The sequence below is a fragment of the Pseudomonas sp. BJa5 genome, from assembly GCF_030272875.2.
Classification (GTDB): Bacteria; Pseudomonadota; Gammaproteobacteria; order Pseudomonadales; family Pseudomonadaceae; genus Aquipseudomonas.
Genome location: NZ_JALRNG020000028.1, coordinates 1 through 18,066 on the forward strand (window position 1 = coordinate 1; position 18,066 = coordinate 18,066).

Annotated in this window: 17 protein-coding genes; 11 read left to right on the forward strand and 6 right to left on the reverse strand. The window is 62.7% G+C overall.

Annotation, left to right across the window (positions count from 1 at the left end):
* Window positions 1-157: 157 nt before the first annotated feature.
* Both M2D63_RS16490 and M2D63_RS16495 read right to left on the reverse strand, forming a co-directional pair.
* Entirely contained in the window at window positions 158-760 is a 603-nt protein-coding gene (locus tag M2D63_RS16490; protein ID WP_285864012.1) for a hypothetical protein, read from the reverse strand.
* Window positions 761-1,032: 272 nt separating this feature from the next.
* Window positions 1,033-1,443, reverse strand: a complete 411-nt coding sequence (locus M2D63_RS16495) for a hypothetical protein (protein WP_285864013.1) — start codon at window positions 1,441-1,443, stop codon at window positions 1,033-1,035.
* A gap of 272 nt (window positions 1,444-1,715) precedes the next feature.
* On the opposite strand from M2D63_RS16495, the gene M2D63_RS16500 reads away from it, so the two are divergent.
* From M2D63_RS16500 to M2D63_RS16510, 3 genes are read left to right on the forward strand one after another with little or no spacing between them, the layout of a single operon-like run.
* Window positions 1,716-3,518, forward strand: a complete 1,803-nt coding sequence (locus M2D63_RS16500; protein ID WP_285864014.1) for an acyl-CoA dehydrogenase — start codon at window positions 1,716-1,718, stop codon at window positions 3,516-3,518.
* A 32-nt stretch (window positions 3,519-3,550) separates the two neighbouring features.
* Window positions 3,551-4,993, forward strand: coding sequence for a TldD/PmbA family protein (locus M2D63_RS16505; protein ID WP_285864015.1), 1,443 nt, complete (start codon window positions 3,551-3,553; stop codon window positions 4,991-4,993).
* Window positions 4,993-6,324, forward strand: a complete 1,332-nt coding sequence (locus M2D63_RS16510) for a TldD/PmbA family protein (protein ID WP_285864016.1) — start codon at window positions 4,993-4,995, stop codon at window positions 6,322-6,324. Before M2D63_RS16505 ends, M2D63_RS16510 begins: the two co-directional genes overlap by 1 nt.
* 67 nt (window positions 6,325-6,391) lie before the next feature.
* On the opposite strand, the gene M2D63_RS16515 is transcribed toward M2D63_RS16510, so the two are convergent.
* From M2D63_RS16515 to M2D63_RS16525, 3 genes are all read right to left on the reverse strand, one after another.
* The gene (locus M2D63_RS16515) at window positions 6,392-7,696 is read right to left on the reverse strand and encodes an MFS transporter (protein ID WP_285864017.1); all 1,305 of its coding nucleotides are present in this window, start codon (window positions 7,694-7,696) and stop codon (window positions 6,392-6,394) included.
* A 261-nt stretch (window positions 7,697-7,957) separates the two neighbouring features.
* Window positions 7,958-9,169, reverse strand: coding sequence for a transporter associated domain-containing protein (locus M2D63_RS16520; protein WP_285864018.1), 1,212 nt, complete (start codon window positions 9,167-9,169; stop codon window positions 7,958-7,960).
* Window positions 9,170-9,182: 13 nt separating this feature from the next.
* Window positions 9,183-9,995, reverse strand: a complete 813-nt coding sequence (locus tag M2D63_RS16525; RefSeq protein ID WP_405310348.1) for an inner membrane protein YpjD — start codon at window positions 9,993-9,995, stop codon at window positions 9,183-9,185.
* Window positions 9,996-10,190: 195 nt separating this feature from the next.
* On the opposite strand from M2D63_RS16525, the gene ffh reads away from it, so the two are divergent.
* From ffh to M2D63_RS16555, 6 genes are all read left to right on the forward strand, one after another.
* Window positions 10,191-11,567 carry a signal recognition particle protein gene (gene ffh / locus M2D63_RS16530; protein ID WP_285864020.1) on the forward strand — a complete coding sequence of 459 codons (1,377 nt, stop codon included), beginning with the start codon at window positions 10,191-10,193 and terminating at the stop codon, window positions 11,565-11,567.
* Between the two features lie 238 nt (window positions 11,568-11,805).
* The gene (gene rpsP / locus M2D63_RS16535; protein WP_038614163.1) at window positions 11,806-12,057 is read left to right on the forward strand and encodes a 30S ribosomal protein S16; all 252 of its coding nucleotides are present in this window, start codon (window positions 11,806-11,808) and stop codon (window positions 12,055-12,057) included.
* A gap of 5 nt (window positions 12,058-12,062) precedes the next feature.
* Entirely contained in the window at window positions 12,063-12,599 is a 537-nt protein-coding gene (rimM, locus tag M2D63_RS16540) for a ribosome maturation factor RimM (RefSeq protein WP_285864021.1), read from the forward strand.
* A 3-nt stretch (window positions 12,600-12,602) separates the two neighbouring features.
* Window positions 12,603-13,355: a tRNA (guanosine(37)-N1)-methyltransferase TrmD gene (trmD, locus tag M2D63_RS16545; protein ID WP_285864022.1), complete on the forward strand. Its 753-nt coding sequence runs from the start codon at window positions 12,603-12,605 to the stop codon at window positions 13,353-13,355.
* Window positions 13,356-13,396: 41 nt separating this feature from the next.
* On the forward strand, window positions 13,397-13,747 hold the full coding sequence (gene rplS, locus M2D63_RS16550; protein WP_133216976.1) for a 50S ribosomal protein L19: 351 nt from the start codon (window positions 13,397-13,399) through the stop codon (window positions 13,745-13,747).
* A 94-nt stretch (window positions 13,748-13,841) separates the two neighbouring features.
* Window positions 13,842-14,249 (forward strand): acyl-CoA thioesterase, encoded by a 408-nt coding sequence (locus M2D63_RS16555; protein WP_285864023.1) that lies wholly within the window; start codon window positions 13,842-13,844, stop codon window positions 14,247-14,249.
* Window positions 14,250-14,340: 91 nt separating this feature from the next.
* On the opposite strand, the gene M2D63_RS16560 is transcribed toward M2D63_RS16555, so the two are convergent.
* Window positions 14,341-16,149: a sodium:proton antiporter gene (locus tag M2D63_RS16560; protein ID WP_285864024.1), complete on the reverse strand. Its 1,809-nt coding sequence runs from the start codon at window positions 16,147-16,149 to the stop codon at window positions 14,341-14,343.
* Between the two features lie 76 nt (window positions 16,150-16,225).
* On the opposite strand from M2D63_RS16560, the gene xerD reads away from it, so the two are divergent.
* Window positions 16,226-17,122, forward strand: coding sequence for a site-specific tyrosine recombinase XerD (gene xerD, locus M2D63_RS16565; RefSeq protein WP_285864025.1), 897 nt, complete (start codon window positions 16,226-16,228; stop codon window positions 17,120-17,122).
* 145 nt (window positions 17,123-17,267) lie between these two features.
* On the forward strand, window positions 17,268-17,996 hold the full coding sequence (gene dsbC, locus M2D63_RS16570) for a bifunctional protein-disulfide isomerase/oxidoreductase DsbC (RefSeq protein ID WP_285864026.1): 729 nt from the start codon (window positions 17,268-17,270) through the stop codon (window positions 17,994-17,996).
* The last annotated feature ends 70 nt before the right edge of the window (window positions 17,997-18,066 follow it).

Below are 18,066 nucleotides of genomic sequence, written 5' to 3' on the forward strand. Positions count from 1 at the left end.
TTACGGGGTTTTTTTTTATTCTGGTTTTATCCCCCCCTGCTTTTTTCTGGGGGGGCACCCCCGCCCCTCCGTGTTGGGGGGGGCTCCCCCCGCGATGCTTTTTGCCCCGAATCGCCTTCGTGCCAAGCCTGCATATCACTCAGCGCACTTGAACTCGTCACCAGTCAAATATGCCTAACAACATACTGAGAATCCCAATCATTACCAACGCCACCCAACACAACGCTCCCAGCAACGCACAGACCAACTCTGTCATCGATAGCTCTGTATTGCCCCTTCCCACAGGATCGAACTCGCAATAATTGATTGCTTGCTGAGCCCGACCAATTATCCAGAAGCACATAACACCCAGCGGAATCAGTACAACCAGTACTTCCGAAACCGGGACCCTTCCATATGTATGCTCACTGATATGAAGCAGCACTGACGGTGACGCGGCCGCGAGCATAACACCCACACTCAACAGTGCTGGCGACCATGCATATTGCCGCCCCGTGGATCGAATCCGACGGTCAACCAAACTCAGCAACAAGTAAAAGGAAAACACGCTCAACAGGCTTCGCCAGACAGGGTCGACGTTTTCTCCTGTGGCTTGCCGATAAAACATCCAATTACGGCAGGACCAGTAAAACGAGTACAGACCCAACGTGAAGAAAGTCATGATGAACAGCTTTTTTATTGAAACCACAAAGAACATCGGCTCACGGCTTATTAGCCGATTGTCATCGCTCGATGCCGGGGGAAGGGTACTTGTAGACATGGGAAAAGTCCTGATGCAGTAGTCCCCCATAGAACCCCGACGCAGCCAAAAAATCCTGTAGTTCCAATCTGTACATGTTGCAGGAATATTCGGAATGCCAACGTGAGCGTGTCCATGGCCTGCCCTCGGACGACACCTCCATTGCCCTGGAGTGCCTGGCGGACGAGTGCGCGTTGAGCGTCAACGGCGCTGCGACCGGTAATAACGCCAGCTTGATGACGATCGGCAGATCGTTATGCTGCCCTGCAATTAGCCCATGGACAAATTACCGTTCAAGGCCGCGAAGCACTTACTCCACCCCTCTTGCGTCCCTTAACCCGAGATAACCACCACAAGCTCCAGACTTTCACTATTTCTGAGCCGACTACCAACATGAACCAAGGGACATAATCTGTAATCCACCTGGGCCAAAGCAATAGCGTGGAGATTGAAGGAATCAAAAACACAACACGAAATGGAATCTGCACCATCGCCAAGTAACAGCCCACTCTCCAACCCACAGCGAACAAGACACACGTCACGATGACGGAAAAATGCGCGATCAAGCCCATTGCCCCCATGACCATGGCAAAGTCGCTGTGGCTATATCCCAATAAAATAATATTGTCTATATCAGTGAGATACGGCACATCGCCTCGCCGAAGGCTGCCTTGCAGATAATACAAAATATAAAAACCATCCATGCCGGCCCAGCATAATTGAAGTTGACGCTGCGGACTCTTCTCTCTCCACCTCAACGATGACCTTCCTTGTACTCGTACACTACGAAGGAACTTGATTAGATTTTTCGCCCTTCTGCCATCAAGGCATGCTTTCCCAGATACCTGCATGAAATTTCCCAACGGCATGGCGTCCAGACATGGACCTGTCCCTCGCTATCACCCTCATCAATCTTGCTGGTCACCTCAGCACCCCGTTCCTACACTCGACCGATCTCATCGACCGGACTGCCGTCATGCCCGAGACCCTGCTCAGCGCCCGCAACCTGGCCTTCGAACTCTACGAAGTGCTCGACGCCGAGGCCCTCACCCAACGCCCGCGTTTTGCCGAACACACTCGCGAAACCTTCGACGCGGCGCTCACCACCGCCCGGACCATCGCCGAGAAGTACTTCGCGCCGCACAACCGCAAGAACGACGAGCACGAGCCGCGCTATGAGAACGGCAAGGCGATCCTGATCCCCGAGGTGAAACCCGCCGTCGATGCCTTCCTCGAAGCCGGTTTTCTCAACGCCACCCGCGATTTCGAGGTCGGCGGCATGCAGTTGCCCACCCTGTTGTCGCAGGCCTGCTTCGCCCACTTCCAGGCCGCCAACGCCGGCACCACGGCCTACCCGTTCCTGACCATGGGCGCCGCCAACCTGATCGAGAGCTTCGGCACTGACGAACAGAAACGCCTGTTCCTGCAACCGATGATCGACGGCCGTTACTTCGGCACCATGGCCCTGACCGAGCCGCACGCCGGCTCGTCGCTGGCCGACATCCGCACCCGCGCCGAACCGGCCGGCGATGGCAGCTACCGTCTGCGTGGCAACAAGATCTTCATTTCAGGCGGCGACCACGAGCTGTCGGAGAACATCGTGCACATGGTCCTGGCCAAGCTGCCGGACGCACCACCGGGGGTGAAGGGCATCTCGCTGTTCACCGTGCCCAAGTACCTGGTCAACGCCGACGGCAGCCTCGGGCCGCGCAACGACGTGCTGCTGGCCGGTCTGTTCCACAAGATGGGCTGGCGCGGCACCACCTCGACCGCGCTGAATTTCGGCGACAACGGCCAGTGCGTCGGCTACCTCGTCGGCAAGCCGCACCAGGGCCTGGCCTGCATGTTCCAGATGATGAACGAGGCGCGCATCGGCGTCGGCATGGGCGCGGTGATGCTCGGCTACGCCGGCTACCTGTACTCGCTGGAGTACGCGCGGCAACGCCCGCAGGGACGCCTGCCGGACAACAAGGACCCGGCCACCGCCGCCGTGCCGATCATCAGCCACAGCGATGTGAAGCGCATGCTGCTGGCGCAGAAAGCCTATGTCGAAGGCGCCTTCGACCTGGGCCTGTATGCGGCGCGCCTGTTCGACGACACCCAGAGCGGCGAGACCGAGGCCCAGCGCCAGCAGGCCCACGAGTTGCTCGACCTGCTCACCCCGATCGTCAAGTCCTGGCCTTCGGAGTTCTGCCTCAAGGCCAACGAACTGGCGATCCAGATCCTCGGCGGCCACGGCTACACCCGCGAGTACCCGGTCGAGCAGTATTACCGCGACAATCGCCTGAACCCCATCCACGAAGGCACCCACGGCATCCAGTCGCTCGACCTGCTCGGCCGCAAGCTGGCGCAGAATGGCGGCGCCGGGCTCAAGCAACTGGTGCGCCTGACCGCCGGCACCTGCGAGCGTGCCTGCCAGTTCAGCAGCCTGGACCCCCTGCGCATGCCCCTGGAGCAGTTGCAGGTACGCCTGCAAAGCGTGACCCTGGAATTGCTCGGCGACCTGGCCCAGGGCCGGGTCAACAGTGCCCTGGCCAATTCGGCGCTGTACCTCAAGGCCTTCGGTCACTGCGTGATCGGCTGGCGCTGGCTGGAACAGGCGATCCACGCCGAACAGGGCCTGGCCCGCGACAATCCGGCGGACCGGGACTTCTACCAGGGCAAGTTGCAGGCCGCGCGTTATTTCCTGACCTGGGAAGTGCCGGGCTGCCATAATGACCTGGCATTGCTCGAGGCCCGCGACGACACCTGCCTGGGCATGCACGACGAGTGGTTCTGAGGGGGAACCACCGTACTCACGGAGGTTCCTGCATGTTCGAAATGACCGCCTTGCTGCGCCAGCGCTTCGCCGCCCTGCGCAGCAATGCCGACTTCTTTTCCCTGCGGCATGTGCAGCAGTCCCAGCAACACCTTTCTGTACGCAAGAACGTTGCCGAGCCACCGTTCCTCCAGCGTGACGAAGGGGTGATGCTGACGGTCCGGCTCAAGGGCGTTGAAGCCTATGCGGCCACCGCCGACCTGTCCCAGGCCGGCCTGCAGCGCGCACTGGAACACGCCGAGGCGCTGGCCCGGCAGATCGGTCGCTGCGCCTTGCTCGACCTGCGTGAACAACCGGTGGCCAGCGCTCGCATGGACTACTGCTCACCGAACCTCGAACAACCCGTGGCCTCCCTGGCCGACTGTTTCGACCTGCTGGCCCGCGAATCGGCCAGCGTCCCCGCTGACAGCCGACTGGTGAACTGGCAGGCAAGCCTGGGCATCAGCCACGTCGAGCAGATCTACCTGAACACCGCCGGCGCCGAGCTGCGCCAGGCCCAGCGCTTCATCTACCCAGGCTTCACGGCCACTGCCTTCGATGGCCAGGACAGCCAGAGCCGCAGCCTGGGCCGGGAGAATTTCGGCCAGCAAGGCGGCATGGATGTGATCGAGCGCTGCGGCCTGGTGAGTGCCGGGGCCAAGGTCGCCGACCAGGCCCTGCAACTGCTGCTGGCGCCCAACACCCCGAGCGGGGTTCGCGACCTGTTGCTGATGCCCGACCAGATGATGCTGCAGATCCACGAATCCATCGGCCACCCGCTGGAAATGGACCGCATCCTCGGTGACGAGCGCAATTACGCCGGCACCAGCTTCGTCAAGGCCAGCGACTTCGGCACCCTGCAATACGGCTCGAAGCTGCTCAATGTCACCTTCGACCCGACCCTGCGCGAAGAGCTGGCCAGCTACAGCCATGACGACGACGGCACCGAGGCCAACAAGCAGTTCCTGATCCGCGACGGCTTGCTGCTGCGCCCTCTGGGTGGCGCCCTGTCGCAGTTCCGCTCGGGCCTGGACGGCGTCGCCAACAGCCGCGCCTGCGGCTGGAACCGGGCGCCCATCGATCGCATGGCCAACCTCAACATCGAGCCGGGCGACCAGAGCCTGGAGCAGCTGATCAACGGCATCGAGCACGGCATCCTGATGCGCACCAACCGCTCCTGGTCCATCGACGACGCGCGCAACAAGTTCCAGTTCGGCTGCGAATGGGGCCAGCTGATCGAGAACGGCGAGCTCAAGGGCGTGGTCAAGAACCCCAACTACCGGGGTATTTCGGCAGGCTTCTGGGGCAACCTCAGCGCCGTCGGCGACGCCAGCACCTTCCAGGTCCTGGGCACGCCCAACTGCGGCAAGGGCGAACCGAACCAGGTGGTGCGGGTTGGCCACGCCTCGCCCGCCTGCGTATTCAGCCAGATCGACGTATTCGGAGGAGACGCCTGATGGCTGCCACCCCTTTGCACAGTTTCCAGCGCCTGGTCGAGCGCCTCCAGGAGCAGCTCCGCGCAGCGGAGCACTTCACCCTGGGCTACAGCGCCGAGCACTCGCAGTTCATCCGTTTCAACCATGCCAAGGTACGTCAGGCCGGTGAAGTGCAGCAGGCCGCTTGCGTGCTCAAGCTGGTCCGGGACGGTCGCCAGGCCGAACTGCAGTTCACCCTGGGCAATGACCCCGAGGTCGATCAGCTGCGCCTGACCCAGGCGCTGGAGCAACTACGCCAGACCCTGCCGCTACTGGAGGCCGACCCCTACCTGCAACTCGACGACAGCGCCTGGCAGAGCCACAGCGTGCAGGACCAGCCGCTACCCGAGGTTGACCAGGTGCTGGCGCAGATCGAACAAGGCGCCGGGCAGCTTGATCTGGTCGGCATCTACGCCGCCGGGCCGATCTGCCGTGGCTTTGCCAGCTCCTTCGGCGCCTTCGGCTGGCACCAGGCCAACAGCTTCAACTTCGACTGGAGCCTGTTCCACAGCAACGGCCAGGCGGTGAAGGCCAACTATGCCGGCCAGCGCTGGGACAGCGACGCCCTGGCCCTGCGCCTGCGCCAGGCCCGGGAACAGCTGGAATACCTCGGCCGCCCGCTCAAGACCCTGGCGCCCGGCGAGTACCGCGCCTACCTGGCCCCGGCGGCGATGGACGAGATCATGGGCATGCTCTGCTGGGGCGGCTTCTCTGCCCAGGCCCTGGCGACCAAGAACAGTCCTCTGCAACGCCTGTACGCCGGCGATGCCACCCTGCACCCTGGCGTCAGCATCGCCGAACAGGTCAGCGGTTCGCTGAGCCCGGCCTTCTCCGATGAAGGCACGCCGCGCAGCGACCTGCGCCTGATCGAACAGGGCCGCGGCCTCGATCGCCTGGTCTGCGCCCGTAGCGCCGCCGAGTTCGAGCTCAGCGCCAACGGCGCCGATGGCCACGAGTCGCCCTGTGCCCTGAGCATGGCCGCCGGTGACCTGCCACAGGCAGACATCCTCGCGCGCCTGGGCACCGGCCTGTACATCAGCAACTTCTGGTACCTGAACTTTTCCGACCTGCCGGCGGCACGCATGACCGGCCTGACCCGCTTCGCCACCTTCTGGGTCGAGGACGGGCAGATCCAGGCGCCGGTCAGCACCATGCGCTTCGACGACAGCGTCTACAGTCTGCTGGGTTCACAGCTGGAAGCCCTGACCCGCGAGCGCGAGCTGATCCTGTCGACCAGCACCTATGATCAGCGCCAGACCAGTTCGAGCCATTTGCCGGGAGCCCTGGTCAAGCGCCTGACCCTGACATTGTGATACGCCTCATCGCGGGGCAAGCCCGCTCCCACAGACCTGTGGGAGCGGGCTTGCCCCGCGATTGCTTCTAGAGATCCGAATGCCGGGTCTCTTTCAGGCACAGCACGGCAATCAGGCTGAGCACAGCCGCCGCCGACACATAGCCCCCTACCCAGCTCAACCCACCCATCGCCACCAGCTTCTGGGCGAAGAACGGTGCCGCCGAGGCCCCGACGATGCCGCCCAGGTTATAGGCCGCCGACGCACCGGTGTAGCGCACATGGGTCGGGAACAGCTCAGGCAGCAAGGCGCCCATGGGTGCGAAGGTCACCCCCATCAAAAACAGCTCGATGGCCAGGAACAGCGCCACCCCGGCGGTGGAGCCCGAGGTCAGCAACGGCTGCATGGTAAAGCCCGAGAGAATCGCCAGGATCGCGCCGACGATCAGCACCGGCTTGCGTCCGTAGCGGTCACTGAGCCAGGCCGACAGCGGAGTGGCCAGGGCCATGAACAGTACTGCAAAGCACAGCAGGCCGAGGAAGGTCTCGCGGCTGTAGCCCAGCGTGCTTACCCCGTAGCTCAAGGAGAACACCGTGGAAATGTAGAACAGCGCGTAGCACACCACCATGGCCGCCGCGCCGAGCAGCACCGGCATCCAGTACTGGGCGAACAGTTCGACCACCGGCATTTTCACCCGCTCGTGGCGCGCCACGGCCTTGGCGAAGATCGGGGTCTCTTCGAGCTTCAGGCGCACGTACAGGCCAACAATCACCAGCGCCGCGCTGAGCAGGAAGGGAATGCGCCAGCCCCAGCTGCGGAACTGCTCGTCGGTCAGGACCATGGCCAGGGTCAGGAACAGGCCGTTGGCAGCCAGGAAGCCAATCGAAGGGCCCAGTTGCGGGAACATGCCGAACCAGGCGCGCTTGTCCTTGGGTGCGTTCTCGGTGGCCAGCAGGGCCGCGCCGCCCCATTCGCCGCCAAGGCCCAGGCCCTGGCCGAAACGCAGCACGCACAGCAGGATCGGTGCCCAGGCGCCGATGCTGTCGTAGCCTGGCAGCACACCGATCAGCGTGGTGCACACGCCCATCAGCAGCAGCGAGGCGACCAGGGTCGATTTGCGCCCGATGCGGTCACCGAAGTGGCCGAACAGCGCCGAACCCAGGGGCCTGGCCAGGAAGGCGATGCCGAAGGTAAGGAAGGCCGAGAGCATCTGTGCGGTGCCCGAGGTCTGCGGGAAGAACACCGGGCCGATCACCAGGGCGGCAGCCGTGGCGTATACGTAGAAGTCGTAGAACTCGATGGCGGTGCCGATGAAGCTGGCGGTGGCCACCCGTGCCGGCGAGTTGCCGGGACTGGCCTGGGTGGTTTCAGAATAGGTGCTGCTGGTCGTCATGCGATTATCCCTGACAGTCGAGTGCTCCATGGGCGATGCGGTCAGACTGCACGGGCAGCCGACAACGCAAACGCGAAGCGAATTGTTATTGGTCGCGTGACTGAGCATACGCCCATAGGGGATAAGGGCGGGCGCGAACACTGTTCGGGGTGTGAAGCAGTGCAGAATTGCGCGCGGTATTCAGTAGTGCGGGCGGGCCGAGCAATGCCTTGCGGGTAGCGGGCTAGACGGCCGGGCTGGGTAAGCGTGACCCGAGTATAGCTAGCGAGTCACGGTCCAGACCAGTATGCGGCTGGCACAATTGTCTTCGGTTTCGAGGATTTCCAGGCGATAGCGGCCGATTTTCAGGCACACGGCACTGGCCGGGATGCTCTCCAGGGCTTCGGTGACCAGGCCGTTGAGGGTCTTGGGGCCGTCGCTGGGCAGGTGCCAGCCCAGGCTGCGGTTCAGTTCGCGGATCGACACGTTGCCTTCGATCACATAGCGCCCGTCGGCCTGGGGGTGGATGTGCGGGTTGTCGAGGCTGTGCTCGTCCTCGAATTCGCCGACGATCTCTTCGAGAATGTCTTCCAGGGTGACGATGCCCTGGACTTCGCCGTACTCGTCGACGACCACGCCCATGCGTCGCTGCTGCTTATGGAAGTTGAGCAGTTGCAGTTGCAGGGGCGTGCTCTCGGGGACGAAATAGGGGTCGTAGCAGGCTGCCTGCAGGGCCTCGCGGGTCAGGGTCGCCTTGGGCAGCAGGTGGCTGATCAGCTTGGTGTTGAGCACCGCTTCGACCTGGTTGATATCGCTGTGATAGACCGGCAGGCGAGTGTGGCGGCTGATGATCAGTTGCTCGATGATCTGCTCGATCGGGTCGTCGAGGTTGATGCCGTCGACTTCGTTGCGCGGCACCAGGATGTCGTTGACCGTGATCTTGTCCAGGGCCAGCAGGCTTTCGGGCAGGTTCATGCGCTGATCGGCCTGTGGCACGTCTTCGGCGGCGCTGTCGTCGTCCTGCTCATGCAGAGCCACGGCATGGGGCTGGATCCGGAACGGGCGCAGCAGTACCCGGGCGCAGCCATCGAGCAGCCAGGCCAGGGGTTGCAGCACCTTGAGCGGCACCCTGAGCAGGCTGTTGCCCAGGCTGATGAAGGTTTGTGGATGACGTCGGGCCAGTTGCCGCGGCAGGTACTCGGCCAGCACCAGCAGCAGGGCGGCGGCGCCCAGGCCGGCCAGCCAGAAGCCATGTTCGCCGCTGAGGCGCTGCCCCATCAGGCAGGCCAGGGCCAGCACCAGCAGCTTGCCCAGGGTCGAGCAGAGCACCAAGGCCTGGGGGGTGACCTTCAGTTCAGGGTGTTCGCCCGTCTGCTCATTGCGCCGGGCGCCGTTGAGTTGCTGCTGGGCGGCATCCACGGCAGTGAACAGTGCCGACCAGAGCAGGGCCAGTGCCAGTACGCCGAGTAAAGGGCCTAGGGGCAGGGCGTCCATTTACCTGTGCCTGTCAGACATGCAGGATGAATTCGCGGACCAGCTTGCTGCCGAAATAGGCCAGCATCAGCAGGCAGAAGCCGGCCAGGGTCCAGCGGATCGCCTTGTGACCGCGCCAGCCGAGGCGGGTGCGGCCCCACAGCAGCACACCGAAGACGATCCAGGCCACGCAGGCCAGCAGGGTCTTGTGTACCAGGTGCTGGGCGAACAGGTTGTCGAGGAACAGCCAGCCGGAAATCAGCGACAGCGACAACAGCCCCCAGCCGGCCCAGAGAAAGCCGAACAACAGGCTTTCCATGGTCTGCAGGGGCGGGAAGTTGCGAATCAGCCCGGAGGGGTGCTTGTGCTTGAGCTGGTGGTCCTGCACCAGCACCAGCAAGGACTGGAACACGGCGATGGTGAACAGCCCGTAGGCCAGGATCGACAGCAGGATATGCGCCAGGATGCCCGGCTCCTCGTTGATCAAGGGCACCGTGCCCGAAGGCGCGAACTGGGCGATCAGGGCCGTGGCCATGCCCAGCGGGAACAGTAACAGCAGCAGGTTCTCCACCGGAATGCGCAGGCAGGCCAGCAGGGTCAGGGCGATCACCGCCGTGGCGATCAGGCTGGCGGCACTGAAGAAGTCCAGGCTCAGGCCCAGGGGCGTGAGCAACTGCCAGCACAGCGCGGTGCCCTGGGCGATGACCGCCAGCGCGCCCAGCAGGCCGAGCAGGCGTTTGTCGGCCTTGGCGCCCTGGGCCAGGCGCGAGCCTTGATAGAAAGTCGCGGCGGCATACAGGCAGGCGGCGATCAGATTGGGTAGCAAGCTGGGTGACAAGGGGAGCATAAGTCCTGTTAGGCAAGCCCGAAAGGAGTCGAGTTTGGCATAGAACGCGCCCGCCAAGGAAGACTGCCAGCCGACGGCGAGGTGTGCGCTGGCTCCAGTCTTCGTTATAATCGCCGACCTGCCCCTGCCCAAGGCCCGTCGAACACGCCGAGGCAGCTGATAAACCTCGGTTCTACAGAGCCCGAAAGGATCACCATGTTTGAAAACCTGACCGACCGCCTGTCACAGACGCTGCGCCATGTCACCGGCAAGGCCAAGCTGACCGAAGACAACATCAAAGACACCCTGCGTGAAGTGCGCATGGCGTTGCTCGAGGCTGACGTCGCTCTGCCGGTGGTCAAGGATTTCGTCAACAAGATCAAAGAGCGTGCAGTCGGCACCGAGGTGTCGCGCAGCCTGACCCCGGGCCAGGCATTCGTGAAGATTGTCCAGGCCGAGCTCGAAGACATGATGGGCGCGGCCAACGAAGAGCTGGCCCTGAACGCAGCGCCACCGGCCGTGGTGCTGATGGCAGGTCTGCAGGGTGCGGGCAAGACCACCACCGCCGGCAAGCTGGCGCGCTTCCTTAAAGAGCGCAAGAAGAAGTCGGTGATGGTGGTGTCGGCCGACGTCTACCGTCCGGCGGCGATCAAGCAGCTGGAAACCCTGGCTGGCGACATCGGCGTGACCTTCTTCCCGTCCGATATCACCCAGAAGCCGGTGGCCATCGCCCAGGCGGCCATCCGCGAAGCCAAGCTCAAGTTCATCGACGTGGTCATCGTCGACACCGCCGGTCGTCTGCACATCGACGCCGAGATGATGAGCGAGATCAAGGACCTGCACGCCGCGGTCAAGCCGATCGAGACCCTGTTCGTGGTCGACGCCATGACCGGCCAGGACGCCGCCAACACCGCCAAGGCCTTCGGCGAGGCGCTACCGCTGACCGGTGTGATCCTCACCAAGGTCGACGGTGACGCCCGTGGTGGTGCCGCGCTGTCGGTGCGGGCCATTACCGGCAAGCCGATCAAGTTCATCGGTATGGGCGAGAAGAGCGAAGCGCTCGAACCCTTCCACCCGGACCGCATCGCCTCGCGCATCCTGGGCATGGGCGACGTGCTCAGCCTGATCGAGCAGGCGGAGCAGACCCTCGACAAGGAAAAGGCCGACAAACTGGCCAAGAAGCTGAAGAAGGGCAAGGGCTTCGACCTCGAAGACTTCCGTGACCAGCTGCAACAGATGAAGAACATGGGCGGCCTCGGCGGCCTGATGGACAAGCTGCCCAGCATCGGCGGGGTCAACCTGGCGCAGATGGGCAATGCCCAGGGCGCAGCCGAGAAACAGTTCAAGCAGATGGAGGCGATCATCAACTCCATGACCCCGGCCGAGCGCCGCGACCCCGAGCTGATCAGCGGTTCGCGCAAGCGCCGGATCGCCCTGGGTTCGGGTACCCAGGTGCAGGATATCGGTCGCCTGATCAAGCAGCACAAGCAGATGCAGAAGATGATGAAGAAGTTTTCTGCCAAAGGCGGCATGGCCAAGATGATGCGCGGCCTGGGCGGCATGATGCCCGGCGGCGGCGTGCCCAAGCTGTAACCCTATTCGCAGGGTCGGCCCGGTAACGGGGCGATCCTCGGAACCCCCGCTTAGGCGGGAACACCGCCGCCTTTGTTTGAAGGCGGCTTAAACCGCAGATCCGCAGGCAGGCCTTTTGCCCATCGCAAAAAGGCATTTGCAAAAGTCCGTGTATTCCTTGAGAATATGCGGCCTTTCGGGCACCCGTGTGCCCGCTGTGCATTATGATTTGCAGCACCGACTACAGGAACGATGTTCAATGCTTACCATCCGTCTTGCCCGTGGCGGCTCCAAAAAGCGCCCATTCTACACCCTGACCGTTACCGATTCGCGTAACCCGGTTACCGGTTCGCACATCGAGCAGGTTGGTTTCTTCAACCCTATCGCTCGCGGCCAGGAAGTTCGTCTGTCCGTTAAAGAAGACCGCGTTGCTCACTGGCTGAGCGTTGGCGCACAGCCGTCCGAGCGCGTTGCTCAACTGCTGAAACAAGCTGCCAAGGCTGCTGCCTGAGCACGATGAACGCGACGCCAGAAAAGGCTGACGACCTGATCGTTGTCGGCAAGATTTTTTCGGTTCACGGCGTTCGCGGCGAGGTGAAGGTCTTTTCCTTTACCGATCCGATTGAAAACCTGTTGGCTTACCGTAACTGGACGCTTCGGCACGAAGGGAAGGTAAAACAGGTCGAGCTGGTCAGTGGCCGTTCCACTCAAAAGGATCTGGTCGCCAAGCTCAAAGGCCTCGACGATCGCGATGAAGCTCGTCTTCTGAGCGGTTATGAGATTTGCATCTCGCGGAGCCTTTTGCCCAACCTGCCTGTCGACGAGTACTACTGGTACCAGTTGGTGGGTCTGAAAGTCATCAATCAGGACGAACAGCTGTTCGGCACGATTGATCACCTGTTGGAGACCGGCGCGAACGATGTAATGGTGGTCAAGCCCTGCGCGGGCAGTCTGGATGATCGGGAGCGCCTGTTGCCCTATACGGAGCAATGCGTGCTGAAGATCGACCTGGTTGCAGGCGAGATGAGGGTGGAATGGGACGCGGACTTCTAAACGATGGCGAGCCTTCGTGTAGACGTCATTACGTTGTTCCCCGAGATGTTCTCGGCCATCACTGAGTACGGCATTACCAGCCGCGCGGTGAAACAGGGGTTGATGCAATTGACCTGCTGGAACCCGCGGGACTACACCACAGATCGCCACCATACGGTGGATGATCGGCCTTTTGGCGGTGGTCCGGGCATGGTGATGAAGATCAAGCCTCTGGAAGACGCCCTGGTGAATGCCAGGCAGGCAACCGGAGAGGCGGCGAAGGTGATCTACCTGAGCCCACAAGGCCGCAAGCTGACTCAGTCGGCGGTCAAGGACCTGGCGAAGCACGAATCGTTGATTCTGATAGCCGGTCGTTATGAAGGCATCGACGAGCGCTTTATCGAGGCTCATGTCGATGAAGAGTGGTCGATTGGTGACTATGTACTGTCTGGCGGCGAGCTGCCGGCGATGGTCCTGATCGATGCGGTTACGCGGCTGCTGCCCGGAGCTTTAGGGCATGCGGACTCGGCGGAGGAAGACTCCTTCACCGATGGTCTGCTCGATTGCCCGCACTACACCCGACCGGAGGTGTATGCGGATCAGCGTGTTCCCGACGTGTTGCTTAGTGGCAACCATGCACACATCCGGCGATGGCGTTTACAGCAGTCCCTTGGGCGGACCTATGAACGACGCGCCGATCTTCTGGAAAGTCGCTCACTTTCTGGAGAAGAGAAGAAGCTGCTCGAGGAGTACCTCCGAGAGCGGGACGATAGTTAACGTATCGATGGTAGATCAGAGATTTACCTTAGGAGCACAGCATGACCAACAAAATCATCCAGCAGCTCGAAGCTGAGCAGATGTCCAAAGAGATCCCGACCTTTGCCCCGGGCGACACCATCGTCGTTCAGGTGAAAGTGAAGGAAGGCGATCGTTCGCGTCTGCAGGCGTTCGAAGGCGTTGTCATCGCCAAGCGTAACCGTGGTCTGAACAGTGCTTTCACTGTTCGCAAGATCTCCAACGGTGTTGGCGTCGAGCGTACTTTCCAGACCTACAGCCCGCAAATCGACAGCCTGGCCGTGAAACGTCGTGGTGACGTGCGTAAAGCCAAGCTGTACTACCTGCGCGACCTGTCCGGTAAAGCCGCTCGCATCAAGGAAAAACTGTCCTGATGACAGTTTGACCGGCGGCTGCGGCCGCCATGCGAAAAAAGCAGCCTTCGGGCTGCTTTTTTGTTGTCTGAAATTTGTACCCGATGTGAAGTTTATGAGCCCCAGAGAGCAGGAAATCGAACGCCGCACCCAACTGTCGGTCACCCGCGTGACCAAGGCGGTGTTCCCGTCCACCACCAACCACCACAACACCTTGTTCGGCGGCACCGCCCTGGCCTGGATGGACGAAGTGTCGTTCATCGCCGCTACGCGCTTTTGCCGCTTGCCGCTGGTGACCGTGTCCACCGACCGGATCGACTTCAAGCACCCGATTGCCGCCGGTTCCATCGTCGAACTGGTGGCGCGGGTGGCCAACGTAGGCAACACCAGCCTCAAGGTCGAGGTTGAAGTGTTTGTCGAAAGCATGAGCTGCGACAGCCGTGAAAAGGCCATGCATGGTCTGTTCAGTTTTGTCGCCATCGATGACGACAAGCGTCCGGTGCCGGTGCTGCCCGGGTTCTGAGCAGGGTAGGGCCGGCCTCATCGCAGGCTTCGCCAGCTCCCACAAATGACTGATAACCCTGTGGGAGCTGGCGAAGCCTGCGATGAGGCCTTCAATCCAGGCTCTGTTCCGGCTGGATCAACGCCACCAGGGTCCACCCGGGCCCGGGCTTCAGCGCACTGTCAGGTCCGAACACATGCACCCAGCCACTGCTATCGCGGGCGAACAGCAAGTTTGCACGTTCGCCATGCAGGGTCTGGTAGTCCTCCCAGCCAAAGGTGTCGGTCAGGTGGGTGCTGTACAGTTCGGCGCCGTCGATCATCTGGTTGGCCAGTTGCGTATAGGTCAGGGCCTGGCTACCCAGCACATGGCCGCGATGCTCGTCACTGGCCCGGTGCTTGTCACTGCGGCGGGCTTCCAGCCCGCTGGCCAGGACGAATAGCCGCGCATGGCCGAAATCATGACGAAAACGGGTACAGGCCAGGGTGTTGAGCTCACCGGCCGGCGACAACCCCAGCAAATGCCCCAGCCCGACCAGGTCCAGATGCGCATCGGCATGTTGCGAGGCCGGGTGGCCAAAATAGGTCGGCAAGCCCTCCATGCGTGCGGCACGGATGTTTTCCCAGCTGGAGTCGGCCAGCAGCACCCGGCAATCGAGTTGTTGCAGCGCCTTGGCCACCATTCGCGCCGGCGAGTTGGCTCCGATGATCAGAAAGCCGCTGGGCGCCGGTTCCGCGACCTTCAGCAGACGGGCCAGGGGGCGCGCCGTGGCGCTTTGCAGCACCACGGTGCCGATGATCACGGCAAAGGTCAGCGGCACCAGCAGCAGCGCACCTTGATGACCGGCCTCGTGCAGGCGAATGGCGAAAATCGCCGACACCGCCGCGGCAACGATGCCGCGTGGGGCGATCCAGCCCAGCAGGGCACGCTCGCGCCAGCTCAGTTGCGAACCCCAGGTCGACAGCGCGATGTTCAATGGGCGGGCGATCAACTGGATCACCAGCAGCAGGGCCAACACGGCCGGGCCCAGCCCCAGCATGGCGTGCAGGTCCAGGCGCGCGGCCAGGAGGATGAACAGTCCGGAGATCAGCAACACACTGAGGTTTTCCTTGAAGTGCAGGATCTGCCGCACATCCACGCCCTTCATATTGGCCAGCCACATGCCCATGAGCGTGACCGCCAAGAGCCCCGACTCATGGATCACCTGGTCGGAGGCAATGAAAATTCCCAGTACCGCCGCCAGCGAGGCCAGGTTGTGCAGGTATTCAGGCAGCCACTGGCGGCGCATGACCTGGCCGAGCAGCCAGCCGCCGACAATACCGAAGGCAGTGCCGCAGAGGATGACCCCGGCGAAGGTCATCAGGCTCTGGCTCAGGCCATCACCCTCGGCGCTGGCGATGATGAAGCTGTACACCACCACCGCCAGCAGGGCGCCGATGGGGTCGATGACAATGCCTTCCCAGCGCAGGATGTTGGCGATCGTCGCTTTCGGTCGCACCACCCGCAGCATGGGCACGATTACGGTCGGGCCGGTGACCAGGGTCAGGCTGCCGAACAGGGTCGCCAGCAGCCAGTCGAAACCGAGCAACCAATGGGTGGCCAGGGTAATGACCGCCCAGGTCGACAGGGCGCCCAGGGTCACCATGCGATGGACGACGCTGCCGATCTCGCGCCATTGCGACAGGTGCAGGGTCAGGCTGCCTTCGAACAGGATCAGTGCCACGGCCAGTGATACCAGCGGCATCAGCAGCGGGCCGAACAGTTCCTGGGGGTCGAGCCAGCCGAGGATAGGGCCGGCAAGGATGCCGCTGAGCAGCAGAAAGAGGATCGCCGGCAGTTTCAGGCGCCAGGCCAGCCACTGGCAGGCGAGGGCGGCGGCACCTATGCCACCGAAGGTCAGCAATATCTGTTGTTCGTTCATTCGGGCTCCCTATGCCGACCGTGTTGTGGAAGACTAGCGGCAATTATTGGTTTTCGTCGTCCGCCACCGAGTTGTCATGCCCGCCCTAGAACACCCCCTGATCGATCAATTCCTGGATGCCCTGTGGCTGGAGAAAGGCCTGGCCGACAACACCCGCGAGTCCTACCGCAGTGACCTGGCGCTGTTCAACGGCTGGTTGCAGGAGCGGGCCATCGCGTTACCGGCTGCCGGGCGCGAGCTGATCCTCGATCACCTTGCCTGGCGCCTGGAGCAGGGCTACAAGCCGCGCTCCACGGCACGTTTTCTCTCTGGTGTGCGTGGCTTCTATCGCTATTTGCTGCGGGAAAAGCTGATCGGCGTCGATCCGACCTTGCAGGTCGAGATGCCGCAACTGGGGCGGCCATTGCCCAAATCCCTGTCGGAGGCCGATGTCGAAGCGCTGTTGCAGGCGCCGGACCTGGGCGAGCCGATCGGCCAGCGCGACCGCGCCATGCTCGAAGTCCTGTATGCCTGCGGCTTGCGCGTCACCGAGCTGGTGAGCCTGACCCTCGACCAGGTCAACCTGCGCCAGGGTGTGCTGCGGGTGATGGGCAAGGGCAGCAAGGAGCGCCTGGTGCCGATGGGCGAGGAGGCGGTGGTGTGGCTGGAGCGTTACCTGCGGGACGGGCGCAACGAACTGCTGGGCGGGCGCCCGAGCGATGTGCTGTTCCCCAGCCTGCGCGGCGAGCAGATGACCCGCCAGACGTTCTGGCACCGGATCAAGCACCAGGCCATGGTCGCCGGCATCGACAAGAGCCTGTCGCCACACACCTTGCGCCACGCCTTTGCCACGCACCTGCTCAACCATGGCGCCGACCTGCGGGTGGTGCAGATGCTGCTCGGCCACAGCGACCTCTCTACTACCCAGATCTACACCCATGTCGCCCGTGCGCGCTTGCAGGAGCTGCATGCCCGTCATCACCCAAGGGGCTGATCGCGTACTGCATGTGTCGCCCGGGGGCGGTCTGCGCGGAAATGATGTGGTAGGCTTGACCGGTTTGCATCGAGGACCGTTCGATCGCCGCCTTTCAAGGACGTGCGTTGCGCTACCGGCCCTTTGCCCGCCTTCAGGAGTTCCCATGCGCGTGACCCAGATTATCGCCACCGCCGCCCTGGCGTTGGTCAGTACTTTTGCCGCCGCGGCCGACAACGCCGAGCAGGCGATCCGCAAGACCCTGCAGTCCCTGGAACTGGGCGTGCCGGTCGACAGCGTTGCTGCCAGCCCGTTGAACGGCCTGTACGAAGTCAAGCTCGAAGGCGGACGCGTGTTGTACGCCAGCGCCGACGGTCAGTTCGTAGTACAGGGCTACCTGTTCCAGATCCAGGACGGCAAGCCGGTCAACCTGACCGAAAAAACCGAGCGTCAGGCCATCGCCAAGACCATCAATGCCATTCCGGCGGCGGAGATGGTGGTTTATCCTGCCAAGGGCGAAACCAAGTCGCACATCACCGTGTTTACCGACACCACCTGCCCGTACTGCCACAAGCTGCACGCCGAAGTGCCCGAGCTCAACCGTCGCGGTATCGAAGTGCGCTACGTCGCCTTCCCGCGCCAGGGCCTGGGGTCGTCGGGTGATGAGCAGTTGCAGGCAGTCTGGTGCTCCAGCGACCGCAAGGCGGCCCTGGACAAGATGATCGACGGCAAGGAAATCAAGGCCGCCAAGTGTGCCAACCCGGTCAGCAAGCAGTTCGCCCTGGGGCAGTCGATCGGCGTCAACGGCACGCCGGCCATTGTCCTGGAGAACGGCCAGGTGATTCCGGGCTACCAGCCGGCGCCGCAAGTGGCCAAGCTGGCATTGGCCAAGTAATTCAATCGCAAGCCGCCACTGGTGGTGGCGGCTGTTTTCACGATCGGCCCAGGGTCGGTCGTTTCATGGG

Bases quoted from the DNA above. Each gene is read 5' to 3' on its own strand.
- M2D63_RS16490 (WP_285864012.1), bottom strand. From the start codon at position 760: ATGTCTACAAGTACCCTTCCCCCGGCATCGAGCGATGACAATCGGCTA.
- M2D63_RS16495 (WP_285864013.1), bottom strand. From the start codon at position 1,443: ATGGATGGTTTTTATATTTTGTATTATCTGCAAGGCAGCCTTCGGCGA.
- M2D63_RS16500 (WP_285864014.1), top strand. From the start codon at position 1,716: ATGCCCGAGACCCTGCTCAGCGCCCGCAACCTGGCCTTCGAACTCTAC.
- M2D63_RS16505 (WP_285864015.1), top strand. From the start codon at position 3,551: ATGTTCGAAATGACCGCCTTGCTGCGCCAGCGCTTCGCCGCCCTGCGC.
- M2D63_RS16510 (WP_285864016.1), top strand. From the start codon at position 4,993: ATGGCTGCCACCCCTTTGCACAGTTTCCAGCGCCTGGTCGAGCGCCTC.
- M2D63_RS16515 (WP_285864017.1), bottom strand. From the start codon at position 7,696: ATGACGACCAGCAGCACCTATTCTGAAACCACCCAGGCCAGTCCCGGC.
- M2D63_RS16520 (WP_285864018.1), bottom strand. From the start codon at position 9,169: ATGGACGCCCTGCCCCTAGGCCCTTTACTCGGCGTACTGGCACTGGCC.
- M2D63_RS16525 (WP_405310348.1), bottom strand. From the start codon at position 9,995: ATGCTCCCCTTGTCACCCAGCTTGCTACCCAATCTGATCGCCGCCTGC.
- ffh (WP_285864020.1), top strand. From the start codon at position 10,191: ATGTTTGAAAACCTGACCGACCGCCTGTCACAGACGCTGCGCCATGTC.
- rpsP (WP_038614163.1), top strand. From the start codon at position 11,806: ATGCTTACCATCCGTCTTGCCCGTGGCGGCTCCAAAAAGCGCCCATTC.
- rimM (WP_285864021.1), top strand. From the start codon at position 12,063: ATGAACGCGACGCCAGAAAAGGCTGACGACCTGATCGTTGTCGGCAAG.
- trmD (WP_285864022.1), top strand. From the start codon at position 12,603: ATGGCGAGCCTTCGTGTAGACGTCATTACGTTGTTCCCCGAGATGTTC.
- rplS (WP_133216976.1), top strand. From the start codon at position 13,397: ATGACCAACAAAATCATCCAGCAGCTCGAAGCTGAGCAGATGTCCAAA.
- M2D63_RS16555 (WP_285864023.1), top strand. From the start codon at position 13,842: ATGAGCCCCAGAGAGCAGGAAATCGAACGCCGCACCCAACTGTCGGTC.
- M2D63_RS16560 (WP_285864024.1), bottom strand. From the start codon at position 16,149: ATGAACGAACAACAGATATTGCTGACCTTCGGTGGCATAGGTGCCGCC.
- xerD (WP_285864025.1), top strand. From the start codon at position 16,226: ATGCCCGCCCTAGAACACCCCCTGATCGATCAATTCCTGGATGCCCTG.
- dsbC (WP_285864026.1), top strand. From the start codon at position 17,268: ATGCGCGTGACCCAGATTATCGCCACCGCCGCCCTGGCGTTGGTCAGT.